The 21,765-nt window shown below is 59.9% G+C and carries 16 protein-coding genes; 11 read left to right on the forward strand and 5 right to left on the reverse strand.

What is annotated here, in order from left to right:
* The first annotated feature begins 65 nt into the window (after window positions 1-65).
* Window positions 66-536 (forward strand): prepilin peptidase, encoded by a 471-nt coding sequence (locus tag I9H09_RS20855; RefSeq protein ID WP_024670326.1) that lies wholly within the window; start codon window positions 66-68, stop codon window positions 534-536.
* A gap of 146 nt (window positions 537-682) precedes the next feature.
* Entirely contained in the window at window positions 683-1,477 is a 795-nt protein-coding gene (locus I9H09_RS20860; RefSeq protein WP_201769831.1) for a response regulator transcription factor, read from the forward strand.
* Window positions 1,478-1,483: 6 nt separating this feature from the next.
* On the opposite strand, the gene I9H09_RS20865 is transcribed toward I9H09_RS20860, so the two are convergent.
* Window positions 1,484-3,139: a response regulator gene (locus I9H09_RS20865; RefSeq protein WP_005888704.1), complete on the reverse strand. Its 1,656-nt coding sequence runs from the start codon at window positions 3,137-3,139 to the stop codon at window positions 1,484-1,486.
* A gap of 295 nt (window positions 3,140-3,434) precedes the next feature.
* On the opposite strand from I9H09_RS20865, the gene I9H09_RS20870 reads away from it, so the two are divergent.
* The 6 genes from I9H09_RS20870 to I9H09_RS20895 all read left to right on the forward strand — a co-directional run bounded on the left by I9H09_RS20870 (window position 3,435) and on the right by I9H09_RS20895 (window position 10,231).
* Complete coding sequence (locus I9H09_RS20870) at window positions 3,435-4,514, forward strand: DUF2333 family protein (protein WP_005888703.1); 1,080 nt, start codon at window positions 3,435-3,437, stop codon at window positions 4,512-4,514.
* The gene (locus tag I9H09_RS20875) at window positions 4,514-5,059 is read left to right on the forward strand and encodes an NUDIX hydrolase (protein ID WP_122347485.1); all 546 of its coding nucleotides are present in this window, start codon (window positions 4,514-4,516) and stop codon (window positions 5,057-5,059) included. Before I9H09_RS20870 ends, I9H09_RS20875 begins: the two co-directional genes overlap by 1 nt.
* 203 nt (window positions 5,060-5,262) lie before the next feature.
* Complete coding sequence (locus tag I9H09_RS20880; RefSeq protein ID WP_005888701.1) at window positions 5,263-5,634, forward strand: translation initiation factor Sui1; 372 nt, start codon at window positions 5,263-5,265, stop codon at window positions 5,632-5,634.
* Between the two features lie 87 nt (window positions 5,635-5,721).
* On the forward strand, window positions 5,722-7,635 hold the full coding sequence (speA, locus tag I9H09_RS20885; RefSeq protein ID WP_005888700.1) for an arginine decarboxylase: 1,914 nt from the start codon (window positions 5,722-5,724) through the stop codon (window positions 7,633-7,635).
* A gap of 221 nt (window positions 7,636-7,856) precedes the next feature.
* A complete protein-coding gene (locus tag I9H09_RS20890; RefSeq protein WP_236502265.1) occupies window positions 7,857-9,248 on the forward strand; it encodes a type VI secretion system Vgr family protein in 1,392 nt (463 codons plus the stop codon).
* Window positions 9,249-9,328: 80 nt separating this feature from the next.
* On the forward strand, window positions 9,329-10,231 hold the full coding sequence (locus I9H09_RS20895) for an alpha/beta hydrolase (RefSeq protein WP_055003147.1): 903 nt from the start codon (window positions 9,329-9,331) through the stop codon (window positions 10,229-10,231).
* On the opposite strand, the gene I9H09_RS20900 is transcribed toward I9H09_RS20895, so the two are convergent.
* Window positions 10,225-11,565, reverse strand: coding sequence for an MATE family efflux transporter (locus I9H09_RS20900; RefSeq protein WP_236502266.1), 1,341 nt, complete (start codon window positions 11,563-11,565; stop codon window positions 10,225-10,227). The two genes, I9H09_RS20895 and I9H09_RS20900, sit on opposite strands and share 7 nt — an antisense overlap.
* 226 nt (window positions 11,566-11,791) lie before the next feature.
* Here I9H09_RS20900 and I9H09_RS20905 point away from each other — a divergent pair, with 226 nt between their 5' ends.
* Window positions 11,792-16,741 (forward strand): alpha-2-macroglobulin family protein, encoded by a 4,950-nt coding sequence (locus tag I9H09_RS20905; protein WP_122347487.1) that lies wholly within the window; start codon window positions 11,792-11,794, stop codon window positions 16,739-16,741.
* 168 nt (window positions 16,742-16,909) lie between these two features.
* On the opposite strand, the gene I9H09_RS20910 is transcribed toward I9H09_RS20905, so the two are convergent.
* Window positions 16,910-17,203 carry a hypothetical protein gene (locus I9H09_RS20910; RefSeq protein ID WP_005888694.1) on the reverse strand — a complete coding sequence of 98 codons (294 nt, stop codon included), beginning with the start codon at window positions 17,201-17,203 and terminating at the stop codon, window positions 16,910-16,912.
* Between the two features lie 95 nt (window positions 17,204-17,298).
* Between I9H09_RS20910 and pbpC the strand changes: the two genes are divergently transcribed.
* Window positions 17,299-19,647, forward strand: coding sequence for a peptidoglycan glycosyltransferase PbpC (pbpC, locus tag I9H09_RS20915; protein WP_122347488.1), 2,349 nt, complete (start codon window positions 17,299-17,301; stop codon window positions 19,645-19,647).
* 145 nt (window positions 19,648-19,792) lie between these two features.
* On the opposite strand, the gene I9H09_RS20920 is transcribed toward pbpC, so the two are convergent.
* The gene (locus I9H09_RS20920; RefSeq protein WP_005888690.1) at window positions 19,793-20,200 is read right to left on the reverse strand and encodes a response regulator; all 408 of its coding nucleotides are present in this window, start codon (window positions 20,198-20,200) and stop codon (window positions 19,793-19,795) included.
* Between the two features lie 83 nt (window positions 20,201-20,283).
* Complete coding sequence (locus I9H09_RS20925; RefSeq protein WP_024670335.1) at window positions 20,284-20,487, reverse strand: Flp family type IVb pilin; 204 nt, start codon at window positions 20,485-20,487, stop codon at window positions 20,284-20,286.
* A 318-nt stretch (window positions 20,488-20,805) separates the two neighbouring features.
* Between I9H09_RS20925 and cpaB the strand changes: the two genes are divergently transcribed.
* On the forward strand, window positions 20,806-21,762 hold the full coding sequence (cpaB, locus tag I9H09_RS20930) for a Flp pilus assembly protein CpaB (RefSeq protein ID WP_122347489.1): 957 nt from the start codon (window positions 20,806-20,808) through the stop codon (window positions 21,760-21,762).
* The last annotated feature ends 3 nt before the right edge of the window (window positions 21,763-21,765 follow it).

Genomic DNA, 21,765 nt, shown 5'->3' on the forward strand with positions numbered 1-21,765 from the left:
TCTACCCTGACATTGGCGATTAAGCACAGCATAGATTCTTTAGAGAACCCGGTATGTTTTGCGTGATGAAATTATTTCTGCTGCTGGCCTGGTTTGTAATTTGCGCCGAACAGGACGCGCGACGCAAGGAAATTTCCAACCGGCTGACAATAGGCGGCGCGGTGCTGGCCGCCGCGTATCTGAGTTTCACAGGGGTTGCCTGGCTGGGTGCGCCAGCCAGCGAGGCTGGGCTGGCACTGGTGCTGGCGCTGGCCCTGACGCTGCCCGGGTACATGATGGGCAGGCTGGGCGCTGGCGACGTCAAACTGATGACAGCCATGGCGCTTGCCTCCGACAGTGCCTACCTGCTGTGCACTTTTGTTGGCGCAGGCGTCGCCCTGCTGCTGTGGTTTCTTATAGGAAAACACCTATGGCCTCACATGCCACAGCGGGTAACGCAGCGTTACGCCTGCCTGAACCCGAGGACGTCGGACAAACTTCCCTTTTCTCCCTTTTTATTGATCGGCCTGCTACTCAGCGCCGGGCTGCTACATTAATCGAACGTAAAACCAATGCTATGTACATAGTCGGAAAGTAGAGCTACGGTTAATGCATTGCGTTGACGTACGGTCGCGTACAGCAACAACTCTGCGGTGGGTGTTTGCTGAATGGATAAAGGTCACGGTTGACTGAATTTAACAGCATGGAGTCGCACGTGAATAACTTCCCGGACATGAAAGTGCTTGTGGTGGATGACCAGCCGTTAATTGTCGACGAACTCTGCGAGTTTCTGGAAGGCAATGGTTATACATGCGTGCGCTGTTACTCCAGCCTTGAGGCCATCGAGCATTTCATTCATGACAGTACGGTCGGCATCGTGCTTTGTGATCTGGAAATGCCCGGCATGAATGGTATCGAGATGGTCGAAGCCATGAAGATGGCGGGCGGCAAGTCGCACCTGTTCGAAGCCATCATGCTTACCGGGCAAGCCGAGAAAAAGGACGTCATCAAGGCTTTGCGAGCCGGCATAGCCGATTACTATCAGAAGCCGGTGAATCTCGACGAGTTACTGGAGGGCGTCCAGTTGCAGGTCGAAGCGCTCAACGAGCGGCAACGCAATTACCATCAATTAAGCCTGCTTAACGAGAAGTTGCGATTTCTGGCCGCTTCGATCGAGGACATTTATCAAAATATGGATAACGTCCAGAGCAAGCCGCCGCCTGAGAAAAAAATCGCTCCACGCCCGGAAAACGACGCGCAGATGCGCGTAACGCTGGCCAAACTGTCACGCCGCCAGCAGGACGTGGCGCGCCTGGTGAGCACCGGGCTGACCAACTACCAGATTGCCTGCGAGCTGGGTATTACTGAAAATACTGTAAAACTTTATGTATCGCAGGTGTTGCGCCTGACCCACATGCACAACCGTACCCAGCTGGCACTGGCCTTTTCGCCGGGACAGTCCGGTGAACGGCATAACCTGACCGAAAGCCAGGGCTGAGCGGGTTCAGGCCTCTATTTCTGACCGAGCCGTGTGAAACGTCACGCTCGCCAGGGCTGAATGCACCTGATTGCGACCCGCATGCTTGGCCCGATACAGAGCCGTGTCAGCCTGGGATGCCAGGCTAAGACTATCGACATGCGCGCCAAGCGACACCACCCCGGCGCTGAAGGTGCAGGACAGGTCCGCAGGCTGCGCCGGATAATGGATTTCTGCGAAACGCAGGCGGATTTCATCAAGCACCTTGTGAGCGCTATGGATATCGGTGTCCGGCATGACCACAGCGAATTCTTCACCGCCGTAGCGGCCGATAAAATCAGTCTTGCGCAGGCGCTGCTTGAGAAACAGTGAAAGGCTTTTGATCACCCGATCGCCCATCGGGTGACCATGGCTGTCGTTGACCTTCTTGAAGTGATCGATATCGAGCATGGCGAAGCAAAGCGGCTTGCCCTCGCGTCGCGCTCTAAAACTGCAATCTTCCAGCAATTGCAGGATATGCGTGTGGTTATAGAGCCCGGTCAGGCTGTCGCGAACCATCCGCGCCTTGAGGCTTCGCGCTCTGGCGGCACGATTGCGAACCGTGGTGATCAAGTGTCGCGGCTTGATCGGCTTGGTGAGAAAGTCATCGCCGCCTTCGCTCATGGCATCGAGCTGTTTGTCCTGATCGTCTTCTGCCGACAGGTAGATGATCGGCACGCTGACGTAGCGGTCGTTGTGACGAATGACCTTGGCCAGTTCAGTCCCGGTGCAGCCTGGCATGTACATGTCTAGAATGATCAGGTCCGGCTGGAATTCAGCCAGTTCGGACATCGCCTTGATCGGGTCGAGCAGGACCTTCGTGACAATCCCGGCGGCATTCAGCACACGCTCGGTGTGCATCGCCTGAGCGCGGGAGTCATCGATGATCAGCACCTTGTAGGGCTCGTATTGGGCCACGCAGGTAAGCACTTCAATCTTCTCGAGCAGGCTCGAAGCTTCCAGCGTGCCGGTCAAAAACTCTTCACCACCCGCCCGCACAGCCGCCAGCCGGGTGGGCGTGTCCGTTTCATTAAGACTGAAAAACAGCAGAGGCAGCTTGTGCTCTAGCCCTTCCTGGGCCTGCGAGGCCAGTTTGAGCCCCTGACCGGGCCCATTGAAGTCGACATCCATGACGATCGCCGCCGGAAGGCGTTGAGCCATTGCGTGCAAAAAATCGCTAACCGTGTGCAACGACATGGCAGCCAGGCCGAAGAATTCTAGCTGCCTGGCCAGACGCTCGGCGCGCTCATGGTCCTGCAACGCAATATAGACAGGCTTGCGCAATGGAGGCAGCGAGGTTTGCTCAAGCCTGTCACCATGCCGCAGCCCGGTGCGCGACAGCCGCTGCATCAAGCGATTGAGTTCGGTGATGACGTGGCTGTTCAAGCGCCCGCGATTGGCTTCGACGGCGTCCAGCACCTGAGTGATTTCGTTCGCCAGAGCGATGTGTTCAGCCTGTTCGAAACGCTCGGCAAAACGCTGCAGACGCAGTGTCGATTCCTTGAGCTCAGCCATGTGGCATGCCGACCACTCGGCTTTTTGCAGACGCTGCCACGTTTCCAGAATCTGGCGCGCCTGGTGTATGACCCGTTGTGCAAAATGATGCTTGAGGCGATCTCGGCTAGGATCTTCTGGCTCGGTCATATTCGGGCTACTGTGGTTTTGCTGGGCATGATGAAGGATGGCGCTATGCTAGCACCTTGGATACGCATTAAAGATGTCGTGAGCCAGTTATTTGACAACATTTTGATGGCGCTTGGCCATTACTCAAAATCAATGAGCTGATAGGCTTTGACTATAAGAATAATGCTGCAAGTAAATCGCCCTGCCGGCTTGCCACTTCAAGTCTGAAACTCGATACCTTGGCACCTTGAGACAAGGTTGCGGTCGAACACCACGTGAAGCATTAAACTCAAGATCAGATCGAAAGGACCCTACCATGCTGGATTGGAAAAACCGCGCAGGCAGCGCGGGTGAGCGCACCGCTGATACGTCATCGGTCAAACGCCGCGGTTACCTGGGCAACCTGTTCTACAGCCGTGCTCTGGGCGCCCTGATCTTGATTTATCTGCTGGTCGCATTATTGGTCGGTTGGTACTGGAGCAAGGAACCCGCCCTCTTCCCTGTGCAGCAAAATGCACAGGCTGCAGCCGAGCGCGAAGGCAAACAGATGGTCATCGGCTACACCACGGTCGAGACGCTCAAGTCCGTGGCCGGCACCCTGCTCAACAAGCCGGGTGGTTACCTGCTGAATGACAAGCTGCCGCCGGGCGTATGGCTGGATAACATTCCCAGCTGGGAATACGGCGTACTGGTCCAGGTTCGCGACCTGAGCCGTGCGCTGCGCAAGGACTTCGCCCGCTCGCAGTCCCAGTCTGCTGAAGACAGCGATTTGGCCCGCGCCGAACCGCTCTTCAACGTCAAGGACGATACCTGGATGTTCCCGTCAAGCGAGTCTCAGTACGCAGAAGGCATAAAGGCCCTCAGCCGTTATCAGGCGCGGTTGTCCGATCCCAACCAAAAAGGCGCGCTGTTTTATGCTCGTGCCGACAACCTGAACAACTGGCTGGGCGATGTCGGTACCCGCCTGGGTTCGCTGTCGCAACGCCTGTCGGCCAGTGTTGGCAGGGTCAAGCTCAACAGTACGCTGAAGACCGAAAGCAACATCTCGGTCAAGCCGGGTGAAGTGCCGCAGGTGGACGAAGAGATTGTCGAAACACCGTGGCTGCACATTGACAACGTGTTCTACGAAGCACGCGGTCAGGCCTGGGCGCTTTCGCATCTGTTGCGCGCCATCGAAGTCGACTTCGCGGACGTGCTCGCCAAAAAGAACGCGACGGTCAGCGTGCGTCAGATCATCCGTGAGCTGGAGGCCTCGCAGGAACCCATGTGGAGTCCGGTGATCCTCAACGGTAGCCCGTTCGGGATGTTCGCCAACCACTCGCTGGTGATGGCTAACTATATTTCACGCGCCAATGCTGCCGTGATCGACCTTCGCCAGTTGCTGAACCAGGGCTGATGCCTATCCCGCCAAACGAGGCCGCGCATCGCGCCGCCTCGGACGCCGGGCAAATCGCGTGGGTCGATGAGCAGGATCGTCTGCTGGGTTCGATGGTTCGCTCCGATTTGCGCGACCAAGGCCTGATCGGGCGCGGCACGTACATTTTGCTGTTCAACAGTGCAGGCGAACTGTGCGTTCATCGACGCACCCTCAGCAAGGCTATTTATCCCGGTTACTGGGACGTGGCAGCCGGCGGCATGGTCCAGCCTGATGAAAGCTACGCCGAGTCTGCTGCTCGCGAGCTGGAAGAAGAACTGGGTGTACGTGACGTGCCGTTGCAGGCACATGAACGGTTTTTCTTTGATCAACCTGGTAACCGCCTGTGGTGCGCGGTTTTTTCGGCGGTGTGGGACGGCCCTTTGATACTCCAGCCTGAAGAAGTGCAGGAAGCGCGTTTCATGCCTGTTCCTGAAGTGCTGCGTCAGGCCGGGCAAATGCCTTACTGCCCGGACTCGCTGGCTGCGCTGAAGCGTTATCTGGTGCAAGTCCCGGTGGGGCAGTAAAGAAGTGCCCGGTAAAGCAGCGGTTCAGTAAATTGGACCCTGCGCCCCTTAGCAACGGGCCTGTTTGCCGTTACACTGCGCGACCTTTTCAAACTGTATCGGCCCTGCCGTTGCAGTAGCGCTGCCCCTGCCAGAGTGGGGCCTCGCGGTCGATGGCTGTTAAAGGCCCGACCCGTCTTCAGTCCTCAACAAGAGGATGTTACGTGGCTAAAAAAGCCGCTTCCCTCGCTGCCTTGGGTGGCCTGGTATTTTCGACCGACGCAGGGCGTCATTGCCCCGATTGTCGTCATCCCGTTGCCGACTGCACGTGCAAACAGACCGCTCTCCCGGAGGGCGATGGTGTTGCCCGTGTCCGCCGTGAAAGCAAGGGGCGTGGCGGCAAGACTGTCACGACCATTAGCGGCGTGCCCTTGGCCGAAGAGCCGCTCAAGGAGCTGGCCAAGGCCCTCAAGCAGCGCTGCGGTACTGGCGGATCGCTCAAGGACGGTGTGATCGAGATTCAGGGCGACCATGTCGAATTACTGCTGGCAGAGCTGGTCAAGAAAGGCTTCAAGGCTAAAAAGTCCGGCGGCTGAACCCGCGAATCAAATCGTCATTTCAACTCATTACAATGCGCCCAGCCGGCTTGAGGCTGGCGCAACGACTTTTTATAGGGGACTTCGATGTCCGTACGACGCACACGTAAAGACGATGGCAGCCAATGGACCGTTGCAGACAGCCGCAGCGTTTATGGCATTCGCCATTGGGGCGCTGGTTATTTTGCGATCAACGAGGCCGGTCGCGTCGAAGTTCGTCCCAATGGGCCGGACAGCTCGCCGATCGACCTCTACGAGCAGGTCGACAACCTGCGCAAGAGCGGCCTTTCGCTGCCTTTGCTGGTGCGTTTCCCAGACATCCTGCAAGACCGCGTGCGTCAACTGACCGGGGCGTTCGACAGCAACATTGCACGCCTCGAGTACCAGAGCCAGTACACCGCGCTGTACCCGATCAAGGTCAACCAGCAGGAAGCGGTGGTGGAAAACATCATCGCCACGCAAAACGTGTCCATTGGCCTGGAAGCCGGCTCCAAGCCCGAGCTGATGGCCGTGCTGGCACTGGCTCCCAAAGGCGGCACCATCGTCTGCAACGGCTACAAGGACCGCGAGTTCATCCGTCTTGCACTGATGGGCCAGAAGCTGGGCCACAACGTCTTCATCGTCATCGAGAAAGAATCCGAAGTCGAGCTGGTCATCGAAGAAGCCGCCGAGCTGAAAGTCGCCCCGCAGGTCGGCCTTCGCGTGCGCCTGTCTTCTCTGGCGTCCAGCAAGTGGGCCGACACCGGCGGTGAAAAATCCAAATTCGGGCTGTCGGCCGCGCAATTGCTGTCAGTGGTCGAGCGTTTCCGCAAGGCAGGCCTGGATCAGGGCATTCGTCTGTTGCACTTCCACATGGGCTCGCAGATCGCCAACCTGGCGGACTACCAGCACGGCTTCAAGGAAGCGATCCGCTATTACGGCGAACTGCGCAAACTTGGTCTGCCAGTGGATTACATCGATGTCGGCGGTGGTCTGGGCGTCGATTACGACGGCACGCACTCGCGCAACGCCAGCTCGATCAACTACGACATGGACGATTACGCCGGTGTCGTGGTCGGCATGCTCAAGGAGTTCTGCGACGCGCAGGGCCTGCCGCACCCGCACATTTTCTCGGAAAGCGGTCGCTCGCTGACTGCTCACCACGCCATGCTGGTGGTTCAGGTGACCGACGTCGAGAAGCATAACGACGAAGTTCCGGAAATCGCCGACAAGGAAAGCCTGCCGGAAACCGTGCAATGGCTGGTTGATCTGCTGGGCCCGACCGACATCGAGATGGTCACAGAAACCTACTGGCGCGCCACGCACTACATGAGCGACATCGCCGCCCAGTATGCCGACGGCAAGATCAGCCTGGCCGAAAAGGCACTGGGCGAGCAATGCTACTTCGCCGTCTGCCGCCGCCTGTACAACTCGCTGAAAGCCCGTCAGCGCTCGCATCGTCAGGTGCTGGACGAACTCAACGACAAGCTGGCCGACAAGTACATCTGCAACTTCTCGGTGTTCCAGAGCCTGCCGGACACCTGGGCAATCGGCCAGGTGTTGCCGATCCTGCCGCTGCACCGCCTGAACGAAGAGCCCGTACGCCGCGCCGTGCTTCAGGACCTGACCTGCGATTCCGACGGCAAGATCAAGCAATACGTCGACGAGCAGAGCATCGAGACCAGCATGCCGGTGCATTCGCTGAACGAAGGCGAAGACTACCTGCTGGGGATCTTCCTGGTGGGCGCGTATCAGGAAATTCTGGGCGACATGCACAACCTGTTCGGTGACACCGATTCGGTGAACATCTACCAGAACCCGGACGGCAGCGTTTACCACGCCGGTATCGAAACCCACGACACCATCGAAGACATGCTGCGCTACGTGCATTTGTCGCCGGAAGAACTCATGACCCATTACCGGGACAAAGTCGCCAGCGCCAAGATCACCCCGCGCGAGCGCACCTACTTCCTCGACGCCTTGCGTCTGGGGCTGACGCGTTCATCGTACCTGTCGTCCTGACCCCTATTTAAGGGAAAGGCTCGTCATTTCTCGTTCCCATGCCTGATGGGAACGAGAATTCCCCCCCGGACGCTTCTCGTTCGTCCCGCTCGCCAAGCCATTCAGCGTAGTCCCCCCGCCTCCATTTCTGTAGGCAACGTCCTTTTCTACCTCGCTTCACGCTGCACCACCCGCCTTCTCCGCCAGAATCCTCGACCGCATTCCCGGAAGAGACACCTTTTATGATCGACCCAGCCAGCGTGCCGCTCCTTTGCCTGGAAATCGCCCGGCTGCAGCGCCGTTTTGAAGTGCTGTCATTCACTGCGACCGAAGCCATCAGCCAGCCGTTTTTGTTTGAGATAGAGATTATCGGCGACGGCTTCTACCTGGACCTGACCAGCATCATGTACCTGCCTGCCTTCCTGAACTTCGGCAACCAGCACGGCACACACGGGCAGATCCAGGCGGCGACACGCAAGCATTATCAGAGCGGGCCGGTGTGTTACACCGTGAGGCTGGGGCCACGTCTGAACTGCCTCGGGTTACGTCACAACTCGCGCCTGTTCCAGCACATGAGCGCCGTTCGCATCATCACTCAGGTGATGGAAGAACATGGCCTGAAAAAAAGCTTCCGTTTTGACCTGCGGACCGACTGCCACGAACGCGAAAGCTGCGTACAGTATCAAGAGTCCGACCTGCAATTGGTCCAGCGCCTGTGTGCAGAAGAAAACATCCACTACCTCTTTATTCATTCCAGACGCCGCCACGAACTGATTTTCGGCACAGGCCTGCACGGGTTTCAGCGAAGCCCCATCGCACCATGGCGCCAGTTTGCCGGGCAGTCGGGGGTGACGCGCTTTGCCGTCACCGATGCGCACAGCGCTGTTCCCGGCAGCCGCGCAGGCCAGCACGCCACCGGGCGCAGCACCTTGCCATTTGTGTCCTGCGGGCAACTGCTGCCGCTGGCCGGGCACCCGGAAAAACGCTGGAATCGTCTGTGGCTGATAAGCGGGGTCCGGCACCGCTTTACTGCTACTGAAGGCGGAGCCGAACGTTACCTGAACCGGTTTGAAGCCATACCGTGGGAAGCAGGGTTCAGCACGCCGGCACCGCTGCCACGCCATCCGGTTGCGCCCTTGCAGCAGGGCTGGATCGTCGGCACCCGCGATGAACCGACACGGCCTGATACCTCGGGCCGCGTACCGGTGCACCTCGAATGGTGCTCGCAGCCTGCAAGTAAACCCGATAGCTGCTGCTGGCTGCACCTTGCTCCGGGCCTGAGCCTTGAATGCCGGGGCGGCATGGCCGTGCTGATAGGCTTTCCCGACGACGACCGAACGCCGCCACAGATCATCGGTTACCTGCCAGAGCAGGCACTCGAGGTTCCTGTCGAGGCTACTTCAGAATCTATCGACAACCTGCACATGCATCTCGACTGGCCATTGACCTCCGGGACCGAGCTGCAACTGGGCGACGGTCCAACCGTATACCTCGACGAAGGCAGCAGCCTGACGGTAGACACAGGTGCCAGCCATGTACACATCGACCATGACGGCATGACGCTGAGCAGCCCGCGCATCAGTTTCACCAGCAAAACAAACGACATCGAAAGTGATCCGGAAGCCAGCCAATGACGTAGGGGGTAATTGTGTGGCACTGGGGCGCAGAGAGGTTGTCTCAGAACTGTCCGAACTACCTGCCAGAGCCCTTTTACATGATCCGAGCGATTTTCCTGACACTGATGACCGGTGCAGTACTGGCAGCGTTGTCCGGCTGTTCACCGCTGAAGCTGCTTAATTCGTTGAATCCGACAGGTCCGGTCGACCACGTCTACGGCGTCGCCTACGGGCCGGACCCGCGCAATTCGCTTGATATCTACACGCCTAAATCGAAACCGGCCGACGCGCCGGTCGTGGTGTTTTTCTACGGCGGCAGCTGGAACAGCGGTTCGAAAGCCGACTACGCCTTTGTCGGAGAAGCGCTGGCGGCGCGTGGCATGGTGGTTGTGATTGCCGACTACAGGCTCTATCCGCAGGTGCGTTACCCGAGTTTTCTGGAGGACTCGGCCAAGGCCCTGGCCTGGGCTCACAAAAACGCAAAAACCTACGGCGGCGACCCAGACCGGCTATACGTGATGGGCCACAGCGCAGGCGCTTACAACGCTGCAATGCTGGCACTCGATCCTCGCTGGCTGGCTCGTGAAGGATTATCACCCTCCATTCTCAGCGGCTGGATCGGGCTGGCCGGGCCTTACGACTTCCTGCCCATCGAAAACCCGGACGTGAAACCGGTGTTCTTCTTTCCCGCCTCGCCGCCGGATTCGCAGCCCATCAACCACGTTACGGCCAGCGCGCCGCCTGCGCTGCTGATGGCCTCGAACACCGACTCGCTGGTCAACCCCAAGCGCAACACCGGCGGTCTGGCCCAAAAGCTGCGTGCTGCGGGCGTTCCGGTGCGCGATCTGTATTTCTCCCGCACCAATCACGGCACGCTGGTCGGCGCATTCGCCAAACTGTTGAGTCGCCTGGCGCCGGTGGTCGACGAAGTGGACATGTTCGTCAAACACACCCCTCAAACACATGCTGAAGCCGAAGAATCGAAGCCGAAGCCTCAGTGAACGAACCATCCGTCTTTGCGCGTGAGACGCCAAGCGATCATGCCAAGGCTCAGGCCGCGCAGCAGGGTGAATGCCAGGAATGTCAGCCACAGCGCGTGATTGCCGTGGCTCGAAGCCAGCCAGGCGAAGGGCGCGATGCCTGCCGCGCTGAGTAACATCGCGTTGCGCATTTCTCGAGCGCGAGTGGCACCGATGAACAGACCGTCCAGCAAATAGCTCCAGACAGCCAGCAAAGGCATCAGCGCCAGATAAGGCAGGTACGTCATCGCCGTTGCCCGGACCTCGGGAATGTCGGTCTGCAGGCTGACGAAACCGTGCCCGCCAATCAGAAACAGCAAGGCGAACCCCACGCTGGCAATCAGCGACCAGCCCCCCGCCACTACCAGCGAGCGCCGCAAGGTGTCGCGATCACGCGCGCCTATGGCGTGGCCGCACAGCGCTTCGACCGCATGCGCCAGCCCGTCCAGCGCATGAGCCGTCAACAGCAGGCCGTTGAGCAGCAGCGCATTGGCAGCAACCGTTGCGTCACCCAGACGAGCGCCCTGCACGGTAATCAGAAACATCACCGATTGCAGGGCCAGTGTGCGCAAAAAAATATCGCGATTGACCGCCAGCAACGGTCGCCAGTTGCTCCAGAGCTTCAGGGCCGACCATACAATCCGGCCCGGCCAAGCGCGCAGTGTCTTGCGAGCCAGCACCAGACCGAGCACCACACCGGTCCATTCCGCCAGCACGGACGCACGTGCAGAGCCAACCACCCCCCAGTCCAGCCCCATCACGAACCAGAGGTTGAGCACAATATTCACCAGGTTGGTGACGAGCAGAATGGCCAGTGGCGCTCTGGCGTTTTGTGCGCCCAGAAACCAACCAACCAGTGCGTAACTGGCTAACGCCGCAGGCAGACCGAACAGGCGGGTGTGAAAGAAATCCAGGGTCATCTGTTGCAGGTCGGCAGACGGCTGCATCATTGCCAGCGCCAGGTAGCTGAACGGCAAGGCGATAACGCCCAGCAGCAACGCCAGCCCGACGGCCAGCAGCAACCCCTGCAAGAGAATCCGGCGCAGCGCTGCGCTGTCCCCACGCCCCGCCGCCTGCGCGGCAAAACCGGTAGTGCCCATGCGCAGAAAGCCCATCGCCCAGGCGAGAAAGGTATAAAGCGTCGCTCCGACGGCCACGGCACCCAACTGATGAGCATGGGGTAAATGGCCGATCACCGCACTGTCGACCAGCGCCACCAGCGGAACGGAAATATTCGACAGAATCATCGGCGTCGCCAGCGACCAGACACGACGATGGGTTGGACGATGACGCCAGTCAGTGAGCAACGTGGACATAAGAACTCCCGGCAAGGCGGGCATTGTAACGAGGAAGCGCAGATTTGTGACGTAGAGCGTCAGCCAAGGCATTCCTGTGCTGGAGCGCAAGGAAAGATAATCCCGACTACCCTTCCCACGCTCTGCGCAAATGCGTCCGGGCACAGACTGCTGAATCTGACAGTAATACTTGTCATCACGACTGTTATATAGTCGCCTACTCTCCACCGCTGCCGACGAGTGCCCCATGTTAAACAAAGGATTGTTTCTGGCCTGCGCGCTCGCGCTGCTGAGTGCCTGTGATTCTTCCAGCACGGACAAACCGTCCGCCGCCGGGGCGCCTGCGACACAGGCAGCGATCACCGATACAAAGCCCAAACCCGCTGTCGACCTCGCTGCGCTCAGCAAGCGCTACGCGGGTCGTGAGCTGACTGTGATCGACGTATCGGAAATACAGCTGGACGGCGCCAGCGCGCTGTCGGTGAGCTTTTCCGTGCCGCTGGACCCGGAACAGAAGTTCGCTGAAAAACTTCATCTGGTGGACAGCAAGAGCGGCAAGGTCGATGGCGCCTGGGAGCTGTCGGACAACCTCATGGAGCTGCGTCTGCGCCATCTGGAGCCGCAGCGCAAGCTGGTGCTGACCGTCGATGCAGGCCTGCAAGCAGTCAACAAGGCCGGACTGGCAAACGAATACATCAGCCGTCTGGAAACCCGCGACCTGCAAGCCACCGTCGGCTTTGCCAGCCGTGGCAGCCTGTTGCCGACCCGACTGGCCGAAGGTCTGCCGGTCATCGCCTTGAACGTCGACAAAGTGGATGTCGAGTTCTTCCGGGTCAAACCCGACTCGATGCCGAACTTCCTTGCCCAATGGGACGGCGCGTCGAGCCTGTCCAGCTACAGTTCGGAAGAACTGCTGCCCATGGCCGATCTGGTCTATAGCGGCCGTTTCGACCTTAAGCCCGCGCGCAATACCCGCGAAACCGTACTGCTGCCGATTGCCGGTATCAAGGCCCTGCAACAACCAGGCGTCTACCTGGCGGTGATGCGCGCCTCGGGCACGTACAGCTACTCGCAACCGGCCACTCTGCTTACCCTCAGCGATATCGGTCTGTCGGTGCATCGTTACAGCAATCGCCTGGATGTGTTCACTCAGGCGCTTGAGGGCGGCAAGGCCTTGGGCGATATCAACGTCGATGTGTATGACGACAGTGGCAAGGTCGTCGCTCAGGGCAAGACCGACAGCGATGGCCATGCGCAACTGCCGCTGCCTGCCAGGGCTGCGGTGGTGCTGGCGCACAAGGATGAACAGACCAGCATGCTGCGCCTGAACAGCTCGGCGCTGGACCTGGCCGAGTTCGACATCTCCGGCCCGCAGGCACATCCGCTGCAATTCTTCATTTTCGGACCGCGAGACCTCTATCGCCCCGGCGAAACCGTGCTGCTCAACGGCCTGCTGCGCGACGGCGATGGCAAAAACGTCAAACCACAACCGATCACCGTCGAAGTTCGCCGTCCTGACGATCAGGTGAGCCGCAAGTTTGTCTGGGAAGCCGACAGCAATGGTTTCTACCAATATCAATTGCAGCTTGCCGAGGAGGCACCGACCGGACGCTGGCAGCTGGTGTTCGACCTCGGTGATGGCAAGCCTCAGCTCTACGAGTTCAAGGTCGAAGACTTTCTTCCAGAGCGTCTGGCGCTGGAACTCAAAGGCAGCGACGAGCCAGTCGCGCCAGCTGAAAATCCTCAATTCGACGTCACCGGGCGCTACCTGTACGGCGCGCCGGCCTCAGGCAACACCCTGACAGGCCAGGTTTACGTCCGTCCATTGCGCGAAGCGGTGGGCAAACTGCCAGGCTATCAGTTCGGCTCGATCACCGAAGCAGACCTCAAGCACGACCTGGAGCTTGAACCCGTCACACTGGATGCCGAAGGTCACGCGACGCTCTCCGTGCAGAGCCAATGGGCACAGGCCCGGTCTCCGCTGCAACTGATTCTGCAGGCCAGCCTGCAGGAGTCCGGCGGTCGTCCGATTACCCGCCGTCTGGTGCAGCCGATCTGGCCCGCCGAGCATCTACCCGGCGTACGTGCGCTATTCGGCAGCAGCACTGGCGACGACGATTACGACGACGAAGCCGGAAAGGGCGAAGCCCAGACCAATGGCGATGGCCCGGCCGAGTTCGAAATCGTGATGGCTGACGCTGCGGGCAACAAGCTGGCCGCTGATAACGTCAAGGTCAGGCTGATACGTGAACGCCGCGACTACTACTGGAACTACTCGGCCGATGATGGCTGGAGTTACCATTTCAACGAGAAATTCCTCAATCTGAATGAGGAAACCCTTACTGCTGCCAAGGATTCCAGCGCCAAAATCAGCTTCCCGGTCGAATGGGGTCCATACCGCGTAGAAGTGGAAGACCCGTCCACCGGCATGGTCAGCAGCCTGCGCTTCTGGGCAGGCTATCGCTGGCAGGACAACACCGACGGCGGCGCGGTCAGGCCGGATCAGGTCAAGCTGGCGCTAGATAAACCGGCCTACAACGATGGCGATACCGCCAAAGTGACGGTTACGCCTCCGGCCGCGGGCAAGGGCTATCTGTTGATCGAGTCCAGCGAAGGCCCGCTGTGGTGGAAGGAAATCGACGTACCTGCGGAAGGCAAGTCGTATGAAATCCCGCTGGACAAGCAATGGACGCGTCATGACCTGTATGTCACCGCACTGGTGATTCGTCCCGGCGAGCGCAAGGCCAACGTCACGCCGAAGCGTGCTGTGGGCGTGCTGCATCTGCCGCTGGACCGCGCGCAGCGCAAACTGGCGCTGAGTGTCACCGCGCCCGAGAAGATGCGTCCCAAACAGCCGCTCAAGCTCAAGGTTGTCGCCAAAAACGCTGACGGCAGCGTGCCCAAAGAGGTACGAGTACTGGTTTCGGCAGTGGATGTCGGCATTCTCAACATCACCCGCTATGCAACGCCCGATCCGTTTGCCAGCCTGTTCGGGCGCAAGCAGTACGGTGCTGACCAACTGGATATCTATGGCCAGTTGATCGAAGCGGGCCAGGGTCGTCTTGCCAGCATGGCGTTTGGCGGCGATGCGCTGGCCAAGGGCGGTAAACGCCCGGATACCAGTGTCACCATCGTCGCGCTGCAAAGTGCGCCGGTGACATTGAACGAGGCGGGCGAAGGTGAAGCCAGCGTCGATATACCGGACTTCAACGGTGAGCTGCGCATCATGGCTCAGGCCTGGACCGACGACCGTTACGGCATGGCCGAAGCGAAAACTGTGGTAGCTGCGCCGATCATCGCCGAACTGTCGACGCCACGCTTTCTGGCTGGTGGCGACCAGACCAGCGTTGCGCTGGATATTTCGAACCTGTCGGGCAAAGCGCAGAAACTGGACGTAAAAATCAGTGCCGAAGGCCAGTTGAGCATCCCTGAGGGTGATCAGAGCAAGCCCTTGCAGCTCAAACAGGGCCAGCGCATCACCCTGAAAGTGCCAGTGCTGGCGCAAGGCGGCCTGGGTCAGGGCAAAATCAAGGTGCAGGTAGAAGGCCTCGATCTGCCGGGCGAAAACCTGCCGGCCTTTACCCGCGAATGGACCGTCGGCGTGCGTTCTGCCTACCCGGCGATGCTCAAACATTACCGTGCCACTCTCAATGATCAGCCCTGGAGCCTGCCTGAAGGCGCGCTGGAGGCCTTCGAGCCTGCCGGACGTGAAGCGCTGCTGTCGCTGTCAAGCCGTCCGCCGCTGAACCTTGGCGAACAGATCCGGGCACTGAAAGCCTATCCATACGGTTGCCTGGAACAGACCGCCAGCGGCCTATACCCTTCGTTGTATGCCGACGCTGCAACCCTCAAGCGTCTGGGCCTGACTGGCGAGCCGGAGGCCGAGCGCAAGCGCAAAGTCGAGATCGGTATCGAGCGCCTGCTGGGCATGCAGCGCTATAACGGCAGCTTTGGGCTGTGGGGCTCGGACAGCGAAGAAGAGTACTGGCTGACTGCCTACGTCACGGACTTCTTGCTGCGCGCCCGCGATCAGGGCTTTGCCGTGCCGCCGGATGCGCTGAAAAAAGCTAACGAACGCCTGCTGCGCTATTTGCAGGATGCAGGGCAGATTCAGGTCAATTACAGCCAGAACGCCGAACATACGCGCTTTGCGGTCCAGGCGTATGCCGGTCTGGTGCTGTCGCGCAGTCAACAGGCACCGCTGGCGGCGCTGCGCAGCCTGTTCGACCGCCGCAGCGATGCGCGCTCAGGTCTGCCGCTGGTGCAGCTGGCCGTTGCGCTGGAGAAGATGGGCGACAAGCCGCGTGCCGATCTGGCCCTGACTGCAGGTCTGGCGGTTGGTCGCAAGAACGAGTGGCTGGCCGACTATGGCAGTTCGCTACGCGATCAGGCGCTGATTCTTGCATTGCTGGAAGAGAACGACCTTGCCAAGGACAAGCGCGAAGAGCGTCTGTTTGCCCTGGCCGATGAAGTCGCGGCCAACCGCTACCTGTCCACTCAGGAAAGCAACTCGCTGTTCCTCGCAGGTCGTAACCTGCTGAGCAAACCGGAGCAGGACTGGACCGCAAGTATCGCCAGCGGCACCGAAACCCGCGAACTGAGCAACAAGCAGCCAGGCCTCAAGCTGGATGGCGCTCTGCTGGCCTCGCCCCTGTCGGTTCACAACCAGGCCCGCGAGCCGCTCTATCAGCAGCTGACGGTCTCGGGCTATCCGGCCCAGGCACCTGCGTCCGGCGGTGAGAACCTGAGCATTCGTCGAGAATACCTAAACCTGAGCGGCGCGCCGCTGAATGTCGGCGCGTTGAAAACCGGGCAACTGGTGCTGGTGCATCTGGAGATCGGTGCAAAGCAGCGTGTGCCAGATGCCTTGGTAGTGGACTTGCTGCCGGCAGGCCTGGAACTGGAAAACCAGAACCTGGCGCAAAGCTCGGCCAGCCTGGAAGACGCCAGCGAAGAGGTGAAGACCATCCGGGCTTCGATGGAAAACGCCGGAATCAAGCATCAGGAATACCACGGCGATCGCTACGTGGCCGCGCTGGATATCGACGGCAGCAGCAGCGTGCATCTGCTCTACCTGGCACGGGCCGTCACGCCCGGCACTTACCGCGTACCGCCGCCGCAAGTGGAGTCGATGTACCGCCCGAACTGGCAGGCTCTGGGTGAAACGCCTGCGCAGATGGTAGTGAAGGGGAAATGATCGCTAATTTATTTATCCGAATGTGTAACTGAGGGAGCGAACCGGGCGAGGCTTCGCGTGTTCGCGAAAGGGCAGGTACATCTCTGCTGAAGATGTACCGTTGGCAATAGAGCATTCGCGAACACGTTCGCTCCCGCAGAGGGAGCGCACTGGTGAAATCTCAACCCATCAATGAATAATCCAGCTCAGCAACCACAGGCCCAGGGCCAGCCAAATGATCCCGAGGATGATCGAAGCACGCATGAATGCCCTGACGGCCGAATACAGCAGCATCAGACCAATGATCAGCGCAACGATGCTGATCAGCGATGTGTCCATGCCCAGCGTACGCGACAGACCGTCGACAAAGTTTCCGCCGGCATGGGTAAACCCGTTGAACAGCCACGCCAGGCCATCGATAAAGAAGCGAATCACCGCGCCGATGGCTTGTCCGAGCCATTCAAAAAAGCCTTCTACCTGCATATGTGCGTCCTGATTGGGGTCGTGAAGAAGATGATCTGCTCGCTTTGGCCGTCGCCAGGCGTGTCAGGTTCCGTGGATCATAAAGGCTCTTTGTGTTGAAACCTGAATTTCTTCTGCGCCTCATGCAAAAACTCAAATGGCTGGCAGGCGGTACTTTGCTGCTGATCGCGCTGCTCTGGCTGGCTGATCGCGTGTGGCCACTGCCGCTACCCAAGGATGATCTGGCGCGGGTCGTGCTGGCTGAAGACGGCACGCCGCTGTGGCGCTTTGCCGATGCCAGCGGCGTCTGGCGCTATCCGGTCACTCATGAACAGGTTTCGCCGTATTACCTGGAAGCGCTGCTGACCTACGAAGACCGCTGGTTCTACCGCCACCCCGGCGTGAACCCGCTGGCGCTGGGGCGTGCCAGCTGGCAAAACCTCAGTGGGGCCCGGGTTGTTTCAGGGGGCAGCACGCTGTCGATGCAGGTTGCCCGCTTGCTTGATCCGCATTCACGTACCCTGCCCGGCAAGCTTCGCCAGTTATGGCGCACGGTGCAGCTTGAGTGGCATTTATCCAAGGATCAGATCCTTGACCTGTACCTGAACCGGGCGCCGTTCGGCGGCACGCTGCAAGGTGTGGCTGCCGCCAGTTGGGCGTATCTGGGCAAGTCGCCGCAGAACCTGACCCGCGCTGAGGCTGCACTGTTGGCGGTGCTGCCGCAGGCGCCGAGCCGCTTGCGCCCGGACCGTCACCCGCAGCGCGCACAATTGGCGCGCGACAAGGTTCTCAGACGCCTGGCCGAATTCAAGGTATGGCCGCAAAACAGTGTGGACGAGGCGCTGGAAGAGCCGCTGTGGCTGGCGCCGCGGCAGGAACCCAGCCTCGCCCCCTTGCTGGCCCGCCGTTTGAATAGACCAGCCAGCCCGCCGCTGATCCGCACCACACTGGATGCCACATTGCAGCGGCGCATGGAAGACTTGCTGATGGGCTGGCGGGCCCGGCTGCCGGAGCGTACCTCGGCGGCGATTCTGGTGGTCGAGGCAGAAAACATGGCAGTGCGCGCTTATGTGGGCTCGGTGGACATCAACGACGCAAGGCGCTTCGGGCATGTAGACATGGTGACCGCACTGCGCTCGCCAGGCTCGACGCTCAAGCCATTCCTCTACGGCATGGCAATGGACGCCGGGCTGATCCACTCTGAATCATTGATGCAGGACGTGCCGCGTCGCTATGGCGATTACCGGCCTGGCAACTTTTTCACCGGCTTTGGCGGGCCGGTGGCGGCCAGTTCGGCGCTGTCGATGTCCCTCAATCTGCCTGCCGTGCAATTACTGGAAGTCTATGGGCCGAAACGCTTTGCCGCCGAGCTGCGCAACGGCGGCGTGCCGCTGACCCTGCCACCACTGGCCGAGCCCAATCTGGCGCTGATTCTGGGAGGCGCAGGCAGCCGGCTGGAGGATCTGGTGACGGGGTACAGCGCCTTTGCCCGAGGAGGCAGGAGTGCCGACGTTCGACTGCAACCACAGGACCGGCTACGCGAGCGGCGCATGATGTCGCCAGGGGCGGCGTGGATCATCCGGCGTATTCTCAGCGGCCAGTCGCGTCCGGACATCGATCCGCGTGCAGAGTTAGTACAGCGTCCGCAACTGGCCTGGAAGACCGGCACCAGCTACGGCTTCCGTGACGCTTGGGCGATTGGCGTGGGGCCGCGCTTTCTGGTGGGCGTGTGGATTGGCAGGCCGGACGGTACGCCGGTGCCGGGACAGTTTGGACTGGCGTCCGCAGCGCCGCTGATGCTTCAGGTCCATGATGTATTGGTCAATCGTGACAGCCAGCGCGGGATCGCAGCGCCGGTTCAGCCGGTGCCGTTGAATGTTGGTGTGGCAGCGATCTGCTGGCCGCTGGGTCAGCCGATGAGCAAAAGCGATCCGAATTGCCGTCGCCAGCGCTTTGCCTGGACACTGGATGGCACCACGCCGCCAACCCTGCAAGCAGCCGACCAACCGCTGGGGCTGGGTTTGCAGGAACGTATCTGGGTCAATGCCGAGGGGTTACGCGTAGGAGCCGGTTGCCCGAATGCCCAGCCACAGGACATCGCGCTGTGGCCTGCACCCCTGGAGCCCTGGCTGCCCAGAGCAGAACGTCGCGAAGCACGATTGCCGCCGGCCGACCCTCACTGCCCGCCGCAGAACCTGAACATGGCCCCGCCTTTGAGCATCGTCGGCGTGCGCGAAGGCGACAATCTGCGCCTGCCCGCCGCCAGTCGTCAGGCCTTGCGCCTGAAACTCTCGGCCTTGGGCGGCAGCGGTCGGCGCTGGTGGTTCATCGACGGCACGCCAATGGCGGACACCGACACCCGGCAAGATTTCACACCGACGCTGAACAAACCGGGTCGCTACCAACTGAGCGTCCTGGACGAAAGCGGCCAGACCGCGCGCGTTGAATTCAGCGTGGTGGAGTGAGCGCCATACTCAGACGGCCAGCCGACGCAGACGGGTGTGACGCAGAGCGTCACGAAAGGCGTTCCCACGCTAAGCGTGAGGAACGAGAGGTGTCAGGGACAACACCATCGCGTCCGTTCTTCAGCGTAGTGCGTGGTGCCTGTCGTTACTGAACCTGAAAGATCTTCGTTTCGGGAAACAGGTTGTTGAGGGTTTCCAGAAGCCGGACGTGGTAGATGGGCTTGCGGAACAGATCGAGCACATGAAGACGCAGCATGTCGCTGACGTCGTCCATGTCGGCATGGCCAGAGGTGACGATAACCGGCAAGTGCTGCCGCGAGGTGTGGTCGCGAAGGTGCTTTATCAACTGGATGCCGCTCTCCTCCGGCATCCGCAGGTCGGTGATCACCAGCGCAATATCCGGATGAATGGTCAACTGATGCAGGGCCATCTTCACCGAAGACGCCGTGAAACAGCAGAACCCCTCGCCTTCGAGCAGCTCTGCCAGTTCTTCGTTAGCGTCCTCTTCGTCGTCAACCAGAAGCAACTGCTGGCGGGGGGGATGGAGAGCCATGTGGTTATCTCAACAAAATGATCTCAGAACCATGATCATAAACTACCCCCCGGCGGGTGTGGAGGATGTTGTCTTGGAAGAGGTCATGTCTTGGGTGGCGTCAAGGCAGTTTCAATTTTCGTAAAGATATCGCCGACCTTTGAACTGATACCCGGAACAAAAGCAATCAATGCCACTGCAACCATTGCCGCGACTAACGCGTATTCAATACCCGAAGCAGCCTCACGGTCTTTTAGAAAAAACCTGACTCGGGTATAGGCACCTACATACATCTTGGTAAGGAACATCTTGTTTCTCCTTGCGCCTCCGAGGCGCGAACATGCATGACACATGCGAAAACGTCTGCATCGCCAGCATTGTCTGCAATCGCCAAACCCACAATTACAAAAAAGCATTAACCCGAAAGTTATAACCCTGACATGACCTCGTAAACAGGCACTCCTGATGCCCTCCCATCAGAAAAAAACCTTTTATACCAAAGCACTATGGCGCTTTTTAAACAATGAGCTACCGTCACACAAAAGCCTGTATTCCGTTTACCGTTGCTGTTACAAAGTTGATGCGCCGGTTCAAGAGTGTCCTGCAATGACAAAGGGAAAGTTGCCATGAGCAGTCGTATCACCATGGTGCTCGCTGTGCTGTTTTTGCTGGGCGCATTGATCGCCGGGTATCTGGGAATTGTTGTCAGCAGGCAAGCTGAAGTGCCCGCTGCCGTCACTCAGTCAGCACCTTCACCCGCCGAACAAACCCCACAGGCCCCTGCGCCACAGCCTGTTGAAGATGCACTGCGTCACAATGTTGTGGTGGTCGCTCGGGACATCCCCGCTTACACACCCATTACGGCGGATGACGTGGTGATCGAACGGCTCAAGGTCGCACCGCCTGGCAGTTTCGACAGCGTTGAGCGTCTCGTCGGACGCAGCAGTTGGCGCACGCTGAACGCCGGAACCTGGCTCAGCGAAAGCAGCTTTGACGCGGGAGGCACTCTGGCACGGATGATTCGCCCTCATGAGCGGGCGCTGGCCTTGCAGGTGGACGAAGTGATCAGCGCTTCCGGTCAACTCAGCCCCGGCGACTACGTGGATGTGCTGCTGTATCTGCCTGAGGAAACGCTCAACCCAAATCGCTCCAGCCAAGTGGTGGTACCTGCGTTGCGAATCCTCGGCATCGGCGGGCTGCTTGGCACCGACCACGATGGCAAGCCGGCACAGAACATCAGCGCCGACGAACGTCTGAGACAGGAACAACTGCGCGCCAACGCACGAACTGTGACCGTCGCCGTGCCGGAAGCGTTGGTGAGCCGCCTGATGCTCGCCTCGCAAACCGGCGTCCTGCGCCTTGCAGTGCGCAGTGCCGACGAAGGCAATCTGCAGAACTACTGGGCTGCCGAGCCCGGCAGCAGCGACGTGGCCGAGCGGCTGGACTCCGCCAACCGACAATTGGTCGGCTTCAGGCAATTGAGCCTGAGCACGCCCGGTACGCCTGCGTCTGGCGCCGTAACGCGCGCGCCCCGCGCCGTCGAGGTCATACGCGGCAACCAGATCACGCAACAAACTCCCTGATTG

This window comes from Pseudomonas tremae, from assembly GCF_023278125.1.
In the GTDB taxonomy this organism is placed as follows: Bacteria; Pseudomonadota; Gammaproteobacteria; order Pseudomonadales; family Pseudomonadaceae; genus Aquipseudomonas; species Aquipseudomonas tremae.